This window comes from Desulfosporosinus shakirovi (assembly GCF_020595055.1).
GTDB lineage: Bacteria > Bacillota > Desulfitobacteriia > Desulfitobacteriales > Desulfitobacteriaceae > Desulfosporosinus > Desulfosporosinus shakirovi.
Genome location: NZ_JAJDOO010000019.1, coordinates 72,455 through 90,869, shown reverse-complemented (window position 1 = coordinate 90,869; position 18,415 = coordinate 72,455). Strand labels below are relative to the sequence as shown.

Annotated in this window: 21 protein-coding genes and 2 pseudogenes; 19 read left to right on the top strand and 4 right to left on the bottom strand. The window is 41.3% G+C overall.

Going from position 1 to position 18,415, the window contains the following annotated elements:
- The 6 genes and pseudogenes from LJE72_RS16380 to LJE72_RS16355 all read left to right on the top strand — a co-directional run.
- Positions 1 to 221: pseudogene (locus LJE72_RS16380) on the top strand (tyrosine-type recombinase/integrase); the annotation flags it as partial.
- Entirely contained in the window at positions 208 to 1,017 is an 810-nt protein-coding gene (locus LJE72_RS16375; RefSeq protein WP_229248876.1) for a tyrosine-type recombinase/integrase, read from the top strand. The pseudogene LJE72_RS16380 and the gene LJE72_RS16375, both read left to right, overlap by 14 nt.
- 7 nt (positions 1,018 to 1,024) lie before the next feature.
- Entirely contained in the window at positions 1,025 to 1,303 is a 279-nt protein-coding gene (locus tag LJE72_RS16370; protein WP_229248874.1) for a hypothetical protein, read from the top strand.
- Positions 1,304 to 1,653: 350 nt separating this feature from the next.
- Positions 1,654 to 1,977, top strand: a complete 324-nt coding sequence (locus tag LJE72_RS16365; RefSeq protein ID WP_229248872.1) for a helix-turn-helix domain-containing protein — start codon at positions 1,654 to 1,656, stop codon at positions 1,975 to 1,977.
- A gap of 328 nt (positions 1,978 to 2,305) precedes the next feature.
- Positions 2,306 to 3,217, top strand: coding sequence for a helix-turn-helix transcriptional regulator (locus LJE72_RS16360; protein ID WP_229248870.1), 912 nt, complete (start codon positions 2,306 to 2,308; stop codon positions 3,215 to 3,217).
- A gap of 102 nt (positions 3,218 to 3,319) precedes the next feature.
- Positions 3,320 to 3,826: a cysteine hydrolase family protein gene (locus LJE72_RS16355; RefSeq protein ID WP_229248869.1), complete on the top strand. Its 507-nt coding sequence runs from the start codon at positions 3,320 to 3,322 to the stop codon at positions 3,824 to 3,826.
- On the opposite strand, the gene LJE72_RS16350 is transcribed toward LJE72_RS16355, so the two are convergent.
- Entirely contained in the window at positions 3,760 to 3,984 is a 225-nt protein-coding gene (locus LJE72_RS16350) for a site-specific integrase (protein ID WP_229248868.1), read from the bottom strand. The two genes, LJE72_RS16355 and LJE72_RS16350, sit on opposite strands and share 67 nt — an antisense overlap.
- A 175-nt stretch (positions 3,985 to 4,159) precedes the next feature.
- On the opposite strand from LJE72_RS16350, the gene LJE72_RS16345 reads away from it, so the two are divergent.
- Together LJE72_RS16345 and LJE72_RS16340 are read left to right on the top strand one after the other, a co-directional pair.
- Complete coding sequence (locus tag LJE72_RS16345) at positions 4,160 to 5,116, top strand: GNAT family N-acetyltransferase (RefSeq protein WP_229248867.1); 957 nt, start codon at positions 4,160 to 4,162, stop codon at positions 5,114 to 5,116.
- 277 nt (positions 5,117 to 5,393) lie between these two features.
- Positions 5,394 to 5,699 (top strand): annotated as a pseudogene (locus tag LJE72_RS16340) (ATP-binding cassette domain-containing protein); the annotation flags it as partial.
- Positions 5,700 to 5,963: 264 nt separating this feature from the next.
- Here LJE72_RS16340 and LJE72_RS16335 read toward each other — a convergent pair.
- On the bottom strand, positions 5,964 to 6,374 hold the full coding sequence (locus LJE72_RS16335) for a response regulator (RefSeq protein WP_229248866.1): 411 nt from the start codon (positions 6,372 to 6,374) through the stop codon (positions 5,964 to 5,966).
- A 116-nt stretch (positions 6,375 to 6,490) separates the two neighbouring features.
- On the opposite strand from LJE72_RS16335, the gene LJE72_RS16330 reads away from it, so the two are divergent.
- From LJE72_RS16330 to LJE72_RS16300, 7 genes are all read left to right on the top strand, one after another.
- A complete protein-coding gene (locus LJE72_RS16330) occupies positions 6,491 to 6,703 on the top strand; it encodes a helix-turn-helix domain-containing protein (protein ID WP_229248865.1) in 213 nt (70 codons plus the stop codon).
- A 545-nt stretch (positions 6,704 to 7,248) separates the two neighbouring features.
- The gene (locus LJE72_RS16325; RefSeq protein WP_229248864.1) at positions 7,249 to 9,414 is read left to right on the top strand and encodes a helicase HerA domain-containing protein; all 2,166 of its coding nucleotides are present in this window, start codon (positions 7,249 to 7,251) and stop codon (positions 9,412 to 9,414) included.
- A gap of 579 nt (positions 9,415 to 9,993) precedes the next feature.
- On the top strand, positions 9,994 to 10,554 hold the full coding sequence (locus LJE72_RS16320; protein WP_229248863.1) for a hypothetical protein: 561 nt from the start codon (positions 9,994 to 9,996) through the stop codon (positions 10,552 to 10,554).
- A gap of 191 nt (positions 10,555 to 10,745) precedes the next feature.
- Positions 10,746 to 11,072: an RNA-binding protein gene (locus LJE72_RS16315; protein WP_229248861.1), complete on the top strand. Its 327-nt coding sequence runs from the start codon at positions 10,746 to 10,748 to the stop codon at positions 11,070 to 11,072.
- Positions 11,073 to 11,077: 5 nt separating this feature from the next.
- On the top strand, positions 11,078 to 11,674 hold the full coding sequence (locus LJE72_RS16310) for a hypothetical protein (RefSeq protein ID WP_229248860.1): 597 nt from the start codon (positions 11,078 to 11,080) through the stop codon (positions 11,672 to 11,674).
- 206 nt (positions 11,675 to 11,880) lie between these two features.
- Entirely contained in the window at positions 11,881 to 12,294 is a 414-nt protein-coding gene (locus tag LJE72_RS16305) for a hypothetical protein (RefSeq protein ID WP_229248858.1), read from the top strand.
- Positions 12,284 to 12,760: a TIR domain-containing protein gene (locus LJE72_RS16300; RefSeq protein WP_229248856.1), complete on the top strand. Its 477-nt coding sequence runs from the start codon at positions 12,284 to 12,286 to the stop codon at positions 12,758 to 12,760. The genes LJE72_RS16305 and LJE72_RS16300 overlap by 11 nt, the downstream gene beginning before the upstream one ends.
- 586 nt (positions 12,761 to 13,346) lie before the next feature.
- Here the strand turns inward: LJE72_RS16300 and LJE72_RS16295 are convergent.
- Positions 13,347 to 13,643 carry a TetR-like C-terminal domain-containing protein gene (locus tag LJE72_RS16295; protein ID WP_282437915.1) on the bottom strand — a complete coding sequence of 99 codons (297 nt, stop codon included), beginning with the start codon at positions 13,641 to 13,643 and terminating at the stop codon, positions 13,347 to 13,349.
- A 147-nt stretch (positions 13,644 to 13,790) separates the two neighbouring features.
- Between LJE72_RS16295 and LJE72_RS16290 the strand changes: the two genes are divergently transcribed.
- The 3 genes from LJE72_RS16290 to LJE72_RS16280 are packed head-to-tail and all read left to right on the top strand — an operon-like array spanning position 13,791 to position 17,278.
- A complete protein-coding gene (locus LJE72_RS16290) occupies positions 13,791 to 14,771 on the top strand; it encodes a CobW family GTP-binding protein (RefSeq protein WP_229248852.1) in 981 nt (326 codons plus the stop codon).
- 4 nt (positions 14,772 to 14,775) lie between these two features.
- Positions 14,776 to 16,350 carry a permease gene (locus tag LJE72_RS16285; protein ID WP_229248851.1) on the top strand — a complete coding sequence of 525 codons (1,575 nt, stop codon included), beginning with the start codon at positions 14,776 to 14,778 and terminating at the stop codon, positions 16,348 to 16,350.
- A 1-nt stretch (position 16,351) separates the two neighbouring features.
- Positions 16,352 to 17,278: a TIGR03943 family putative permease subunit gene (locus LJE72_RS16280; protein WP_229248850.1), complete on the top strand. Its 927-nt coding sequence runs from the start codon at positions 16,352 to 16,354 to the stop codon at positions 17,276 to 17,278.
- Positions 17,279 to 17,664: 386 nt separating this feature from the next.
- Here the strand turns inward: LJE72_RS16280 and LJE72_RS16275 are convergent, their stop codons facing one another.
- On the bottom strand, positions 17,665 to 18,117 hold the full coding sequence (locus LJE72_RS16275) for a metal ABC transporter permease (RefSeq protein WP_229248849.1): 453 nt from the start codon (positions 18,115 to 18,117) through the stop codon (positions 17,665 to 17,667).
- Between LJE72_RS16275 and LJE72_RS16270 the strand changes: the two genes are divergently transcribed.
- The gene (locus tag LJE72_RS16270) at positions 18,098 to 18,274 is read left to right on the top strand and encodes a metal ABC transporter permease (RefSeq protein ID WP_312038937.1); all 177 of its coding nucleotides are present in this window, start codon (positions 18,098 to 18,100) and stop codon (positions 18,272 to 18,274) included. The genes LJE72_RS16275 and LJE72_RS16270 overlap by 20 nt on opposite strands.
- Positions 18,275 to 18,415: the final 141 nt, after the last annotated feature.

The following is an 18,415-nucleotide window of genomic DNA, read 5'->3' as shown; positions in this document are numbered from 1 at the left end:
CCTATTCGGTTTACCGTTTGAAAGCCTGGTCGGAACAGGGAAAGGATCTACTCGCTATGCTACCGGTTCTGAAGACCTATCTGGGCCACGACAGTTCTAATGAGACGGCATACTATCTGCGTATGACGGCGGATGTATTCCCGGACATACTTATGAGGCTTGAAAGCACATTGGGAGCCATCATCCCGGATATGGGAGGCAACCCATATGAAGCCGACTGATTTCTCCATATACCTGACGCAGTTCCTCTCCGATTATCTGCTCAGGCAGAAGAATGTGAGCCCCAATACCATCCGGTCCTATAGAGATACATTTAAGCTTCTGCTCCGGTATTTCCAGGAACGGGAGAGGATACTGCCTGAGAAACTCACGATGTCTTGCATCACCCAGGTGCGCATCACTTCCTTCCTTAACTGGTTGGAAACGGAGCGTGGGTGTGGCGTGACCACACGCAATCTCCGGCTGACGGCGGTCCATTCCTTTTTCCGGTATGCACAAGCGGAATCCCCTGAATCACTGTTTCATTTCCAGAAGGTGATTGCAATACCGGTTAAAAAAGGAAGAAAAAGACCGGTGGAGCACCTGACCCCAGAGGGAATTCGATTACTGCTGGCACAGCCGAACCGCAACTGTCCGAAAGGACGCCGTGACCTTGTAATGATGAGTACGCTGTATGACAGTGGTGCACGTGTACAGGAGTTGATAAATTTAAGCATTGGGGACTTCATCCCCGGTGCCAATGCAATTCTGGTACTTACCGGAAAAGGTAACAAGACACGGCGCGTCCCGTTGATGAAGAATACAGCCAGCCTCCTTGTTGCCTATATTTCGGAAAACCATCTGGATGCGCCGCACAAGAAGACGTACCCACTTTTTACAAACAGCCAACACAACCGACTTACAAAGGAGGATAAGCCTTTGGCTGACTTTCGTAAGATACAAATAAATACAGATAAAATCAAGCCTGAAGACATAGAGAAAGGAATCAAGTATTCGACCCGAAGAAATCACTCATAGAGGAGAGATGAAAAACTTAGAGGATTCTCCTGAACCCTGGCTTCCGCATATAAAAGATATTAAAGGCCAAGTTATTGTTGAAATAACTCTTGATAAAATAACAGGTTTACCTCTGTTGTCAGAACAATACACCCATGAGGTGTTTTTGTTTGTTGATGGTTTTTCAGGCTTAATCGAAGACTTTTTTCAGGGAATTGGTGACGGCGGTGTTATCAAGGGCGGGGAGGACTTTGCCTTTGGTTCGTGGGGAGACACAGCTAAACTTCTGATCAAAGAGTTAAGTTAACAAGGATATTTAGCCAAGTATACAACTGGCGAGACAACGGCGCCTGTCATCGCAAATGCCGATCGTTAGCAAAACATCTCCATCTAAAAGCCAATTTAGATACAACTAAAAAGGTAGGGGTAATTACCTGAAGAGTGGCTAATCATAACGGATGTTTCCGTTGGTATTTTGTTTTTGTGGCTGACACATAATCTGCCTGGCTGAGATCTGCATCTTAATTTTGTCTGGATAAATAGAACACATTAATAATTATATCGCATTAGAAACAACAAGTCTATCCGAATTGACGATCTAATTAGACATAATTACCTTATGTGCGGGATATAATCAGATGCAGGCGGTGATAAAGCATGAGCAACGATTTTTTCGGCAGGCGGCTTACCCAGTTAAGAATGGCGAAAGGCGTATCGGCAAGGGATATGAGTTTATCCCTCGGTCAAAGCGCTGGATATATTAACACCATAGAAAATCGGAAGGGCTTGCCGTCTATGACGATGTTCTTCTACATTTGCGAATATCTTGGTCTCGCCCCCAAAGAATTTTTTGATGACGGAAATCTCCATCCAACGCTGCAGCGCGAATTGATTGAAGATTTGCAGGCGTTGGATGGAGAACAGCTTACCAATATTCAAGCTATTGTTAAAGGACTTAAAAAAGCCAAAGAGACAAAATAGCGGGCTGGCGCTATAAACCGTCAGCCTGTTTTCACAGTTGGCATAGCTCATTGGCTATGCTTTTTATTGTTTTGATGTATCTGACAATAAGGGAGACTTCACCTTAGAATACGTCAGGCCATTTCCTCTTAAGGAGCCTTGGCGAAATGCCACGGCAAAAATCAAGCCTGTCAATGGTTCAAGAGTGGAGATTTTTTCGCGCTTTTTGCGAAAAAATACTACTCGTCCATTGACAGGCTTGATAGTCGGAACGGCGATTATTGAGAATTAGCGAATATGACATACCGTTGTCGTATTCTTGTGTTATGATCATTATGGTGATGTAAAAATGAAACTTGACCGTTTAATCGGTATTTTAACGCTACTGCTCCAAAATAAAAAAACAACCGCGCCAAAACTGGCAAAGCATTTTGAAGTATCCCGCCGAACAATATTGCGAGATATAGATACATTAAATATGGCGGGAATACCAATTGTTGCAACAAGAGGTGGCGATGGCGGCATTGCCATTATGGACGGCTATAAAATCAATCACGGTGTTTTAACCACTGACGAATTACAAAATCTTATCGCCGCATTGAAAGGTTTAGATTCTGTATCGAAACAATCAAATCTTGAAAATCTGATGGGAAAACTCACACAAGGAAACGTTGTTGTTTCGCTTGCTGATAGTATCGTTATTGACCTTTCCAGTTATTATAAAGACACTTTATCGGAGAAAATTGCTTTAATAAAACAAGCTATTTCGGAGAGCCGAACGATTTCATTTGACTACTACTATGAAAAGGGAAATACAAGACGAGAAATAGAACCTTATTGCATTGAGTTTCGTTGGAAAGCATGGTATCTATTTGGCTGGTGTCGAAAACGTAAAGACTTTCGGCGTTTTAAGTTAAACAGACTGTGGGAGTTAGTGCTTACAAATGAACATTTTAGTAGGCGTGCTGTTCCTGACGATATACTGAACGCCAGTGATGTTTTCAACGAGCAGAATGAGCAGAATAATATCCAAATCCGTTTTGATAAAAGTGTTCGGTTTAGGCTTATCGAGGAATATGGGCTTAATTGTTATGAGGAAAATGAAAACGGACTATTGTTATCACTGGATTACACAAATAAGGAATATATACTCGGTTGGGTTTTAGGTTTCGGAGATAAAGCAGAGATTCTATCTCCGTTAAAAATTCGTGCGGAATTTGCAGAAATAGCAAAAAATATTTTTTGTAAATACCAAACATGACATACTGTTGTCGTGTTCGTGGTGATAATATGTTATATGAGGTGAAGTTGTTTATGAGTTTATTAAAAAAACTTACCTATCAATCTATCAGGAGGAGACCTTATGCAGAATAAAGCCTTAGTGATAATAGATATTCAAAATGATATTACAAAGAATTACGAGGATATAATTAACAACATAAATAAATCAATAGATTGGGCAGTTGATAATGATATTCATGTTGTTTATATAAGGCATGAAAATTTGTCAGCCGGCACGAGGACTTTTAAACCCAATACGCGCGGCTCTGAATTAGCCTCAGACTTAAAAATAGCATCAGAAAATGTTTTTACAAAATACAAAGGAAACGCGTTAAGTAGTGAGGAGTTCACAGACTTTATCAATAAAAATGAAATATGTGATTTCTACATAGTAGGAGCAGATGCTGTTGCTTGTGTTAAATCAACCTGTTACAACTTACGTAAAGCAAATTACAGAGTTAATGTCTTATCAGATTGCATTACTAGTTATGATAAAAAGAAAATTAACGAAATGCTGAATTATTATGAAAGTAAAGGCAGTAAAGTAATTAGTTTGAATGCCCTGTTAGATTCTATCAATGAGCTATAAAAAGTACAAAAAGAAAAATATTGGGATGCCATTACAAAGCTGAAAAACATAAGTAAATCGGTTCGGTATTCTTTAACTGTGTTTTCTGATCTGCCTTTTATAACGGCAAGATATCCTAGGTACTGTTCAACAAGTGGACAAGTTTTATTGGATTGCATTTGCTAATCATCTCCTTGCAAGTAGTATTGACTTAATTTGCAGAAGACAACAAATGTCTATAATCGGATGTTGAAACGTAAAAAAAATTATAATAATGATTGCATTGAAGTTGAATGATTATTGCACATTCGCTATATAAGGCGTGGTATATCCTAAAGAAAAGAGGCGTAACATATGCAAATAATAGATTTCATCCATGAGCATATCGAGCAAGCCACCCTGTTGGCAAAGGCTAGCTATGCAGAGGAATGGGCACGTGTCACCGTTCTTCCTCAAGATATTACCATCCCTGATCTATCGGGATTTGCCGGTAATTGCCTTGGTGTCGCCGCATTTGAGCAGGACAAGATGGTTGGCTTTCTCTGCTGTTACAGCCCCTTTAACAACGCCTTTGGCTCCACAAAGGCGCGAGGCGTGTTTTCTCCCATATACGGTAACTGTTCGATCACAGAAAACCGAGCGGCCATATATGCCCGGATGTATCAAATTGCAGCGGAAAAATGGGCAAGGGCCGGTGCGTCTAGCCATGCGATTTGTTTATATGCAGACAATAAGACAGTTCAGGAGCAGTTTTTCCGTTACGGCTTTGGGCTTCGCTGCGTCGACGCGATACGCCCAATGGACGTACTAAATGTTTCGCCAAATTTGGATATAGAATATACTGAACTTATTGGGGAAAAACGTTTTTATCTCCGTACGCTGGATGTTCTCCTTGATGAGCATATAGCTACCAGTCCGGCATTTATCCGCAGATATACCAAGACTGAGGATGAGTTTGCGCAAGAAATGCACGAAAGTAAAGACCGCTATTTCGCAGCGAAAAGCAACGATGAAATAATTGCTTTTCTTAAAGTGAGCGATGAGGGCGAAAATTTTATCACTAGTATGCCGGATATGCAAAGTATTTGCGGAGCCTTTTGCTTGCCTCAATATCGGGGAAAAGGTATTTTCCAGAGTCTAATAAACCATGCAATCAGTATATTAAAATCAGAGGGCTACACCCGACTCGGCGTGGATTTCGAGAGCCTCAATCCCAATGCGGACAGATTTTGGAACAAGTATTTCAGGGCATATACCCACAGTTTGGTACGCCGGATCGATGAGGATGCGTTGAAGAGAGGCACTTTATGAAGACCGGTTATCCTTTTCGGTATCGATAGTGTGTTGAAGATTAACTTCTGCTAATCCATATTCCAGTTAGGCTAATAATTGGAGTGCGACAAGAAGCGGCTTCTTCTTGAATGATTAGTGCAGACTACAGTCTGATGCCCCAGTAGTAGGGACATTCCCGTCCGAAACTGCGTCGGGGGTAACTCTGGGGTGGTTGCATGAGGAAAAGCCCAACTGGTTGCTTAGTATCCATGGCAACTAGGGGCGAGGGAAAGAATGGTATGACTTATGATAACGCTTATCCGGCGGCGAAAGACAGCGGATTTCCATTGCCAGAGCCATCCTCAAAGACGCCCCGGTTATCCTGCTGGACGAAGCTACCGCCTCTCTGGATGTGGAAAATGAAAGTAAAATTCAAAGCGCCCTCAGCGAGCTGATCAAGAACAAAACTGTTTTAATTATTGCCCACCGCATGCGAACCGTTTCCGGCGCGGATAAAATTGTGGTGATCAAAGACGGCGCTGTCGCCGAAACCGGCACGCCGATGGAATTACAAGTAAAACAAGGGATTTTTGCCGCCATGTTAAAAGCACAATATCAGTAAGCGGCGGCAAATCACCCGTCAGCAATTTCACCCCGTGTGCTTAAAACGGATTAACTGCTCGTCCCGTTACTTCCAACCTACCGACCGGCACAAGGCTGGCGTGGGTCACTCTTTCACCCATGGACAGAAGGATTATTTTAAGTTGGTAACAATTTCTACGGACAAAGCATATAGTGTAATGGGTAATGAAAATATTTTTGGCGGCAGAAACCCGGTTCAAGATCAAATTGACCGGGGTTCTGCTTTTTTGAGGGATCCGGCAGGTCAAAATCGACACTGGTCTCGAATTTGCCTTACGCCCACCACTACCCTTTCTAAAATTCCATCCATAATCTCTTTCGTGCCTGGCTTGCATACTACTTGTAAAGGCTGGACTTGCTTGAATTGATCGTGATCATCGGCCGATGTCACAAATACGATACTGCATACTGACATGGAAGCGGACTGCCGAATTTGTTTGGCGGTTTCGAGACCAGTCAGCTTTTTCATGCTATTGTCAAGAAAAAGAAGGTTAAAAATCATACCGCGCTGATTAACTTCTTCGAGTAGCTCTTCACCACTGCCAAATTGGTGAATATCAAATAAAAGGTCCTTTTCTTCTTCATATAAATGAATGAAGGCCTCCAATAACCGGCGAGACAACGGCCTGTCATCGCAAATTCCGATAGTTAGCAAAACGCATCTCCCTCCAAATATTTAAAACAAAGCTTTTGATGAATAATTTTAGGACAAATAGTCCAATATGTCAATAGGACTTATCGTCCTAAGATATACTGGCGTTGGTGATAATAATGCGATTAAAAATTCGTGACGTTCGTGAAGATCATGATCTAACCCAACAAAAAGTCGCGGAATACCTCAGTTGCGATCAATCCTTATACTCCAAATATGAGCGGGGGGAGCGTGATGTCCCGCTGCATATCATGGTTAAACTCGCACAGTTTTATAAAACAAGCATTGACTACCTGGTCGGGCTTACGGAAAATGAAAAACCGTATCGCTGAGCTCGCATTTTTACAGCCCGCTGAAATGCTCTGTTACATGGTTAGGGCAGGGCGGTTGCCCCAGATCGCCGTACCGATTTGATCAAACTTAGTGATCGTTTTATGAAGTGGTGGCCGCATGGCACCTAACAATGAAGAATTGATATAGAGAATATATTGAGCCTTTTACAGCAAAGGGTCCCTTTTTTAGAATATCAAATTAAAGAGTAACCGGATTCTTCCTTCCCAGATCGACAGATCCTGGCAGTGAAAGCCCTAATCAGCAAAAAACTGTTTGGCAAAGAGATTTGGTGAAGGTGTAATGCGACGTTGAAAATCAGAAGATTATCGATGAATTTATTTAAATAGTCATAATAATATGGCATTAATCCTTAGGAAGTATCACTGACATGTGTCGGATAAACCCTATGAAAGTGGAGGATATACGACACATGTCGGTAATCCCATCCTTATATAAAATCGCGCGCAAAAGACCGCCGCGTCCTGCGGCGGAAAGTGCATTGTTTTAAGATATAACGACTAACAATAATACGAGGAGATTGGATATGAAAGTTGTTGTAAAACAAAGAACTCGTTTGTTTATTATGTTGATATATGTGGGTTTTCTTTTACTCATAAATTATTTAGCTTTTGGCCAAATATTGCCGATGAGCGGGGAAAAGGGTCTTTGGTTTTATTCTGGACTTGCAAGTGTTCTTCTAGGCAATTTATTAGTAACTCCTTTTTATACAAAGCCGGTTGATGCTATTTCATATTCTGTAGTTTCAATAATTGCACTATATTCTGTTAGTAACTCAGTCTCCTGGCAGTGGATTGAAAGAATAGCTTTTAATTTTTCATTGTTCTTCTTTTTAGTAGTAATAGTATTTTCATTTATTACAATTCTAACCAAGGATTCTACTGATATAAATATGATCAAATTTGCTAATACATTTAGAATATTATCTGATGCATTTGGTAATCAGACTGTAATATTTAGCGTCATTATTGGATTTGCATTAATCGTATTTCATAGAACTGAACCAATAGAAATGTTTCTAATTACGATAGCATGGGCTATCACGGTACTTATAAAACCGGATGAGTTACTCATTGGACTATTTAATAAAATTTATGAAATTTGGAAAACAACGACTGGGGATTTTAATATATTAGGCGAAATTGCTGCATATCAAATGCCGGGGATTGTGCTAATACGCCAAAAAGAAAATGAATCACTATTGATTGGAGAACCAGTAGCCTTTCAAGACAGAAAAACTATTAATGTTGTAATTCCGTTAGATGAGGTAGGTAGGGATGAATCATTATTAGTTCGAGCATTGATTTTAGATAAAAAAATTCAAATTTCTAATGAGGCTATTCAAAAGATCAAGTTAATACCAGATCAAGCAGTAGTATCTTTTAAAGCCTTGTTTGACGATAAAAATATTGAAATAATTCCTGAATTAGATGATTTTAAGAATTTAGTTGGGATTGTAGCAACAGAAACCTCCCTTGAAAACTTATTCTTCGAAGTTATCCAAGAAAAGGACCTTGAAGAAGGTAGACTGGTTGAAGTAAGAATCAAAGCGACTCCAGTACTTTATCAAGTAATTGATGGATTAACTAAGGAAGAAATTGTATATCAAAAAAATACATATGGGTATGCAAAAGCGAAAGCACGTAAAATAGGGTCTTGGGATGAAACAGAGAAAAAATTTGTCCATACAAAATGGTTTCCAAGAATATATTCTCCTGTTTTCCTTAAGTGTATAGATTGCTATACTCCTGAAGAAAGCGCTGTAGGACATTTTCCAGGTACTAATTATACTGTTAGGATAAAAGATGTAAACCACTTGGTCACCCATAATACCGCTATACTAGGAATTCTTGGGGTGGGTAAGTCTATGCTTTCAATAGAACTTGTTGAGAGAATGATAGCTAATGGAATTAAGGTTATTTGTATTGACCTAACAAATCAATATGCCAAGGAATTAATAGACTTTTATGACGAAGAAACAGAAAAGGTAAATGAAGCAAAACTCCTCAAAATAGGGACTGATGGAAAATCTAGTGCCGAAAGGAATGTTGAGGAAGGGGGAAGTATAAATCAGTTTAAAGTTGAGATCAAACAACAAATGGAGTTATTCCTTAATCCGGAAACAACGAGTATGTTAAAAATATACAATCCTTCAAAATTTGAAGTCTGGCGTCAAGACAGCAAACCATTTAACGGCATTGCTTCTATGGCGTCATTAACTCCTCCGGAAATAACTCAGATTATTTCTGAAGCTGCTTTGGAATTAGCTCAAAAACAGGGGATGACGGATAACGCAAGAATTTGCTTAGTATATGAAGAAGCTCATTCATTGGTACCTGAATGGAACTCAGTTGTAGCTGATGGTGATAAATCTGCTACAAATGGAAGTGCTAGAGCCATACTTCAAGGAAGGAAATATGGCCTCGGATGTCTATTAATAACACAGAGAACTGCTAATGTTACAAAAACAATATTGAATCAGTGTAATACGGTTTTTGCGATGAGGACGTTTGATGATACGGGTAAAGACTTTTTGTCAAATTATATTGGTAGTGACTATTCCTGCCTCTTATCATCACTTCAAGAAAGACATGCTGTTTTCTTTGGAAAAGCATCTGCATGTGAAAACCCTGTATTGATCAGGTTAAATGATCAACAACATTTTAGAAACGCTTTTAGAAAAGAGAATTAATAGTTTGACATGGTAGCTGTGGGAATTTGTATTACCGTCGGAGGAGAGTGAAAGATGAGATTAGAGAGAAAACTCTTGAGCTTAAGTATGGCTTAATTCCTAACAATTGCACACACCTTGTTAAGGGCTTACTTTGCCTTCAATATATCGCGAATAAACAAATGTCACATTCCTGAACAACCGACCAGCTAGTGGTTCAGCCAGCAACACGATGGCTTTGCAACCCGAAATATTCACCTATTAAAGATGATCGGTTGTAGCAGTAGCAAATCATCATACTCACATAACCCCAATTCAAAACAGAATGAAACTAACCTTTAAACAAAGAACCTGCTCAAACGCAGGTTCCTTGTCATCTCTTTGCTAAAGTTAAGAGTGCCCATTAAGAGTCACCCAGAAAGTCATTACAATCAGAAGGAATATTCTGTATCTTTGAAGGATTACAGAGAATAATGAAGAATCTAGCAAAAGAGAATAGGAATGCTTCTCTGGAACCAATTACTTAGAAAAGTATAACACGATATTGAACAGAGCTGCATCTAAAGGCACTCTACTTATAGGGGTAACCGGGAGAGGCGTTTGGGTATTGCGGGATCAACGGTATCGTATATGAAATTACAAATCTTGGGAGAGTTGTTTAGTCAAGCGAAAGAACTTGCGGAAGTTGTAATAGATAATTTGCTAGAAGATGGTGTTTTAAAGGAGATACCAATCATTGGGACACTTAGTTCGATTTTTAAAGCTGGTAATAGTATAAGAGATATATATTTTGTTAGAAAAATTCTTTTGTTTCTATGTTCATTGGAAGATACTTCTTTAGATGAAAGACAAGAACTCTTGTCAAAACATACTAACACCTCTCAGCTTGGAGAAAAGCTGATTTTCATCTTAGATAGGTTAGATGATATAGAAAAACCCAAATTAATAGCTAATTTATTTAAAAGATATATGAATAATGAAGTCAATTATGTATCGTTTCAAAGATTAGCATTCATAATTGAAAAATGCTTTATTGAAGACTTAAAATTTTTGAAGAATAATAGCGACAAAGAGGTAATAACTGGTTTAGAGTCCTTAGGTTTAGCAAATGGTGGGTTAGTTTCATTAGCATCTTTTGATGGTGGACTTTTAATGAAGTAGATTATAATCCGAATACTGATTATAAGATAAATGATTTAGGCAAGGCGATTATTGAGTATGCATTTTAAGATTTTATAAGACTTGTAACTGTGAAATGTATTTAAGTATTGGGGAATCTATGAATATATAGTGTCAAACAGGAATTTCACATTGGGTTTGCCTACAACTGTATTATGAGGAGGCACTAATTTTTGAAAATCGTTTATAAGATATTAATATTTGTGCTCATGATTGCCTTGTTTGGTAGCGTCTTCTACATCGCTTTTAGTAACCAGAAAACCACCATATCGGCATCTTTACCAGATAGCGAGACTTTAGAAAAAGCGATTGCACAGTATGGGGTCATAGCAAAAACTTCATTAATTCACTTCAGCACTGGCGAGACATATGCCGTTGTCTGCGCGGTTGCAACAATAAATGAAGTTAATAATCCTAATGTAATGTTCAATTCTTTGTTCTTAGTAACGATACCAATTCGGGTAGCTGGCAGACGATATGGAGATTACCTCAAGCGATAGAGACAATGGTAAATATAGAAAATATGTTTGGCACAGGTATCAATAAAATAATAAACGATGATTCCGCTTTAGTGGCCGTCGGGGTGCATAACTGGCCGCAGGATATTCTTACCGTTTTCCAAATTACTAAGGCTGGGAAGGTTACGTTACATAAAACTGACTATGTCTCTGGTCTAAATATAAGCGTCAAGGACGATAACATCGTAGCGATTACGGATGGTGGCACTCACCAGATAAGTCTAAATAGTAGTAATGTGTTTACTGATTCAGTTAAGACCCCGATTCAAGTGGGCGAAGAAAAGAGTAATAGTACCAAACTTTCCTTCGCCGCAAAGGGTGGGATTGTAATCCCTGACACAGATAAAACCTTAACAGTGAAAGTAGGTTCAACCGTTACCTTCGTTGAATCAACCGGTAAGCCATTTTCAATTTACACAAATGGTTTTTATAAAGATGAGCCAGTAGGGATCTACGGAACATACTATCTAAATGTCCCATACTTTACTTTTAATGAGACAGGTAAAGTTGACTTCATTATTGATACTGGCGAAGGATCTTCGGATCACCCGCCCCCAATCTATTCTATCAACGTCGTTCAATGAAAAAAGATAAGCATTTAACATCTAATATTTAGCAAATATCTTGTCAACGAGAAGCATTCTAGCTTATTATCAAAATATGGTTTACTAGAAAGGAAAGACCCACTGACAATTAGTCCAAGTGAACCCTTTGCCAGAACAAGCCCACTGGGTACGATAACAAAGGTGAATTATTTTAAGGCAACCTAACTTCCAAGGAGGAGTAGTATATGCTGTACAATCTTTTAATTTCTGGTTATGATGAGGCTTGGGAAGGTAATTCATATAAAATTGATCGAGATCGATGTATAAAAGTTACCCAATATACCTCAAGGGAAATCGCAGATAAATACGGTAGTTTTGGAAATGAGGAAATCAATGAACTTAAAACATTTCCATGTATTTTTGCGTACGAGAACCGTATTGATAAAGATCCGTATTTTGGTTATATCACAGATATTATTGTAAGACAGGATGGGGTGAAAATTACCTTTGAAAAGACTGTGATGGATAAATTTCTCTCGTACCAAGATATGAATGAGTATAGATTTGAGTTAGATATAACGGAGTGGGAACTTAATAGAACACATTGGGCTATTAAGGATGTGGAATTAGAAAATTTATTACAAGGCCTTGGGGGTTGATATTCAAAAGCATTTCGTAGATTTTCGTAAACCAGTAAACATTACATATCATAATTTTGATGTCTCTTTTACATTTGCAGGAGAATCCAGGGAATATGTTAAGACAACAGTCTTAGCACTTGAAAAACTAATAGATACAAACCAGATATTTTACGATAATAACTATAAGTCTCAGCTTGCTAGACCATCTATAGATACTCTTCTGCAAGATTTATATAGAAATCGGTCCAAATTAGTAGTAGTCTTTTTATGTGAAAAGTATCAAGAAAAACAATGGTGTGGGGTTGAATTTAGAGCAATCAGAGAAATGATAAAAGATAAAGAAGATGACAAGATTATGTTTATTAAATTAGATGATGGGATAGTTAATGGAGTTTTCAGTACTGATGGTTATATAGATGGGAGGAGCCATACACCCCAAGAAGTAGCTAACTTCATTAATGAGCGTATAAATTTACTAAAGTAGATTTGTGGGCATACCTTACTCACTTTTTCACATATAGCATAGGCTTTTACATAGCTAAACTTAATGTGTTTTATGTAAGCCGATAAGTTCTCTTTAACCCCTTATTGCTATAGGGTTGAAATGTGATAAAACAACACATCTCCTTGTAAGAATAAATATCTAATATTCTACAGGAGATGTGTAAGGGAGTAATAGTCTACAGCTATATTCGGTTAAGTAGCAAAACACTCACTTTGGAAACCACCGCGCCAGCGGTTTAGTGCTATCCATATACCGGTTAGGCTAATAATCGGCAGTTCAAGATGCCAACAGTAATTAGCAATAATGGGAATTTTAAACCTCATATTTTTATGTACAAATACAAAGGATGCCGAATTCGTTGGCACTTGCTGACACCTCATGACCTGTCAGGCTCGATGAGCAAGAACCGCTTTCGTCAAGAGTTATTCTGGGGGATAAGCATCAAGAGTTATTCTGGGGGATAAGCATAATGTTGACCTCTTCGATAGGGAGAATTTCTGTATTGTTTTTGACTACAAGTGCGAGACGCTTCATCGCCAGATATACCAAACAAGTACGGTCATTCTTACACAACCGGCTGTATCACCGTCGCAAAGTATTCCGCAATTTCCTCCGGTGACTGCTTCATATCGTTCTTTAACCACCACCTCACCATGTTGACGAAGCTTCCTGAAATGTGATTGATGGGGAAGTCGTCCGGTAGGGTGGTGTTTTGGCGTACACTTCCGCTGAGAATATGCAGTGTCACAAGCGCATTGAAGTACTGATGAAAGCAGCGCTGGAACAGCTCACCGCTCTCGCAGGTCAATAGAATGATCATCGTCCTGCCGTGCTCCCGCAGTATTGCCGCCGCCCTAGGCATTGCCTTGAAGCATATGGCTAGTGCAGGAAATGTTCTTCTATATCTTCTATATGAAAAAAATAATGGCGCTCCCCTATCATATGCTTGTTTGGTGTGCATAAACATACTTAGTGTACAAACCTATTTGCTTATTAAAGGGGGATGCCAATGGCTGCAGAAATATACGTCATCTCAGGTTTCTTAGGAGCGGGAAAAACCACCCTGATCCAGAAACTGCTCAAAGAGGCCTTCCGGAATGAGAAGGTGGTCCTCATCGAAAATGATTTCGGTGAGATCAGTGTCGATGCCGCACTGCTCAAATCCACTGGGGTTGAAGTAAAAGAAATCAATGCCGGGTGCATTTGCTGCAGCCTGGCGGGGGATTTTGTAAAAGCCCTCCAAGAGCTTTTGGATCGATTCCACCCTGACAAAATCATGATTGAACCTTCCGGCGTCGGTAAACTGTCGGACATTATAAAGGCATGCTCGGATCCTCGCATTAAGCCCCTGGCAACGGTTAAGGGCAAAATTACAGTCGCCGATGTGAAGCGCTGCCAAATGTATCTTGATAACTTCGGCGAGTTTTTTGAAGATCAAATCAAACATGCGGATCTAGTGCTGTTAAGTCGAACCGAGAGGTTTCCAGACAAGGTGGACTTCGCCTATAAGCTGGTGAAAGAGCTGAATCCACACGCGGCTATCATTGCCAAACCGTGGAGTCGTATCATTGCCGCTGAAATCTTGCATCCGGAGCATGAACATCATAAGCATCATGAGCAGGGGGTGCACTCCCGCCACGGGCAGGGGTGCGGCTGTAGGCATCATAGCGCACAGCTTCACCAGGAACATTGCCCTTCCGGTCATCATCACCATGGGGCAGAAGATATCTTTGACACGGTTACCATACGGACCAAGGGGATCTTCAGTATAGAGGATCTGCAGGCCCGGGTTGCGAAGATGGAGCAGGGGGCAAAAGGGACCATCCTTCGTGCTAAAGGCATCCTGCGCAGTACAAGGGGCTGTGTGAATCTGCAATATCTCCCCGGAGAGTTAAAGATCACAAAATCTGCCTCTAGCGGTGATATGCTGTGCTTTATTGGCCGGAATTTAAACCGACAGGAGTTGGTCAGTCTCTTTGGCGGAGAGTAAGGGTATGGCGATACCCATTTATGTTGTGACCGGCTTTCTGGATGCCGGTAAAACAACCTTTCTAAATCATTTGCTGAACAGGCGGGACTGGCGGGATGTCAGGATGATGGTCATGCAGTTTGAAACCGGCGAAGAGGACTTTCAAAGCCGGTATGGCAACTGCCCCTGCATCTCCTTCTCTAAAAAAATGCTGGAACAGCAACCGGCGCAAATCGTGGAGAAAATCCGCAGCCTGTTGCAAAGCCGTGAGCTTGACGAACTATGGATTGAATGGAACGGTGTCGTTCCATTTTCCCAGTTGCAGGCTTTGCTTTTGCATGCCTCACTGCGCAACCTGTGCAAGATTCAAAAAGTCATACACATAGCCGACGGGGGGAAGATCGAAAATTTGCTGGGCAGGACGGGAGGCGCCCTGCCCGAGCAGATTTCAACCTGCGATTTCGCCCTTGTACGTAATGTGCCTTCAGCAAAGTTGTTTAAGAGAATTCGACACCTGTTGAAGGGAATAAATCCCGGTGTTAAGGTCATCGAAATGAAGTCCTATAATGATTTATACAAACAGCTCTTCGTGAAAAAAGGACGCCCCGTCGATATAGCCTTCCAGACGGTCCTCTTGATTGTCGCCCTGCACTTTGTCCTCAAGCCCTTGCTGGAGATAGCGCAAATTCCGGTCAATACAATCATCAACGTGTTTTTGGGAATAATGTTGCAGGCGGTTCCCTTCTTGCTGATCGGGGTACTGCTATCCTCCGTGATTCAAGTGTTTGTCCCTCAAAACGCCATTGAACGCAGGTTTCCTAAATCTATCCGCCTGGGCATGGTGGCTGCGATCTTGGCCGGCTTCTGCCTCCCGGTTTGCGACTGTGCTTCCATCCCCATTTTTCGAAGTTTGGTTCGAAAGGGTATTCCCCTTCCCGTGGCCGTTACCTTTATGACAGCGACGCCGGTGATCAATCCGGTGGTCATTCTATCGACCTATTATGCTTTCAATGGGGATATGACGATTGTGATCAGCAGGGTGTGCCTGGGGATTGCAGCCGCTGTCAGCATTGGACTTATCCTTGGCAGCTGGGCAGGGAAAGGCCGTGTATTATCCGGAGGGACTCTTGACCAGCTGATGTGCAGCTGCGGCTGCTACGAGGACGCCGAATCCATTACTACGTTTAGGGGCAAAGTCGGTCTGTTTATACGCCATTCCCAAGGGGAATTTTTCAGCGTCGGCAAATATTTGGTGATTGGAATCTTTATCTCCTCCGTAGTTCAAACCCTGGGAACAGGGCTATTCACCACTGCCCAGAGTGGCTCAGGCTTGGCGATTTCCATGGTAATTATGATGGCTATGGCCTTTGTCCTCTCCCTATGTTCGTCCTCCGACGCGATTGTGGCGCGCAGCTTTGCCAACCAGTTCCCCATGGGTGGGATCATGGGCTTCTTGGTGTTCGGGCCGATGATGGACATTAAAAATGTGATGATGCTTTCCTCCGGGTTTACCAAGGGTTTTATCGCCAAACTAGTATTGACGGGGTTTATCGTATGTTTTGCCTTAGTCTTTCTATTTTACAGCCGGGGAGGAATGTAACATGCAGGCCAGGGCCTTCAATCCGCAAATTTTCTTAGAGTTCCTCTGCTATTCCGCCTTTGGGGGATTGATGTTCTTTTTGGTGCGCAGCGGGAATTACCTTTTTTACGTCACGCCCAGAATGGAGCCCTATCTCTATTTCACGGCAATTGTCATGGGAATCTGGGCTTGTGCGGGGCTGGGCAGGCTTTTTCGCCCGCAGTACAAAATACGCTCTGCTCATTGCCTGGTCTTGGTAATTCCTATTTTATTGCTATTGCTTCCCCATACCCCTCTCAGTGCTGCCGATCTTTCCGGCAAGTATATCGGTGGAAATGCTTTTTCCGGCTTTAAGGCCGCAACCGGTCTTCTAACCGCTGTTCCTCCGGAGAACAGTCCTGACCCAGCTGACCCAGCCGCAGATAATTCCGTTGTCGCAGAGGATTTTCCGTCAGTCCTTACGCCGCTGCCTAATAATAATACAGCTGATTCTATAGTCCCCCCTGTTCCCGATCCACAAACCCATGTGTCGGAAGAGCAATATTCAACGGACCTGCCCGGTCTGGATGTCAAGAAGAAGAAAATCACCATAGCCAATGAGGATTTCGGCGTGTGGATTTCCGAACTGTATGGGAATATGGAACGATATAAAGGGTACACGGTCCTAATCACGGGATTTGTTTTCAAAGACTCTGAAATGCTCCAAGCAGATGAATTCGTGTCCGCCCGTCTAATGATGTCCTGCTGCGCTGCAGATTTGATACCTGCCGGATTGCTCTGCAACTATGCTAAGGCTGCCGAGCTGAAAACGGATTCATGGGTTACGGTTGAAGGTACCCTGTTTATTGGAAAGCATATTTACAACAATGTGGCATACGATGACCCGCAGATTTCCGTGACGAAAATTACCCCTGCAGAAGAAGTGAAAGGGTATGTTACTCCCTATTAGATTCCAGTCTTGACGATCCTTTTTAACAATCTGTTGAGTAAAACTCTGACTCCAGTTCAGATGAAGCTGCATACCCATGGTCTTGAATGATCTGGACAGCATTACCAATGCTTTTTTAACATTAAAAGACCTCTTGGGTTCCTTTTTTAGTTTGGATTAGATTATTTCTGAAAGTTCTAATATTCGATATTGACATATGCTCATTAAAAAAATATATAAGTTAGATGCAAGTGCAATGCATTTGCATCTAACTTATATTATCTGATGAAGTGGAGGAAAATGGGAAATGAAAAGAGTAATGATTATCCTGGTGACGCTCATGTGCTGCTTTCTCTTTATGACAGGGTGCAGCAGACCCGAGAAAACAGAAGCATCGGACATAAAAACTACAGTTGCAGTAACCGTGCTTCCCCAAAAAGCTTCACTGCATAAATCATGCGGTCTCTAAGTATTGAAGAAAGCATCCCTGCCAGGGCCGCCGGTGCTGTCAGCAAAGCCAGCACCAGGATGATGCTCGCCACCCGGATCAGAACCACCACCGTCATTGCTATCAGAACCAAAAGAAGATAATCTAACAAAGCGGTTTTGAGGCCGATTATTGAAGCAAACTCTTCATCAAAAAGAAAGGCTTTCCAGTCGTTAAACAAAATGATTATTACCAGCAGCACCGTAAGAGTTAAGCCGATCATCAAATAGAGATCCGCTCTTGTCACGGATAAAATATTGCCGAAAAGATATGAAGTCAGATCCGGTGGGTAGCCGGGCATCAGGGCAATAAAAAGAATACCCAGGGCCATTCCCAGTGACCAGAACATACCGATGATTACTATTCTTGGCAATGTTTTTTGCCTTACAGGGCTTTGGATTTCCTATGAGATGAATATTGCCTCTGGTGCTTCGATTGTGATTTTATCGGTAGGCGGTTATTTTTTAGCGTATATTTTCCGTTGGTTAGTAAGGTCAACCTTCCGTCGCCATCGAGCGCAGGTTTTTTAATTTTACGGCTTGCAATCTCACTTATTTTCTTGGGATCATGAGGAGCTATTGGCTAAAGGGTTCTATCCGGATTTATTTAAATAAGCAGGACATTTTGAAGAGGGACACTTCTCTGCCGGAAGCCTCCGGCTAACTGGGCAG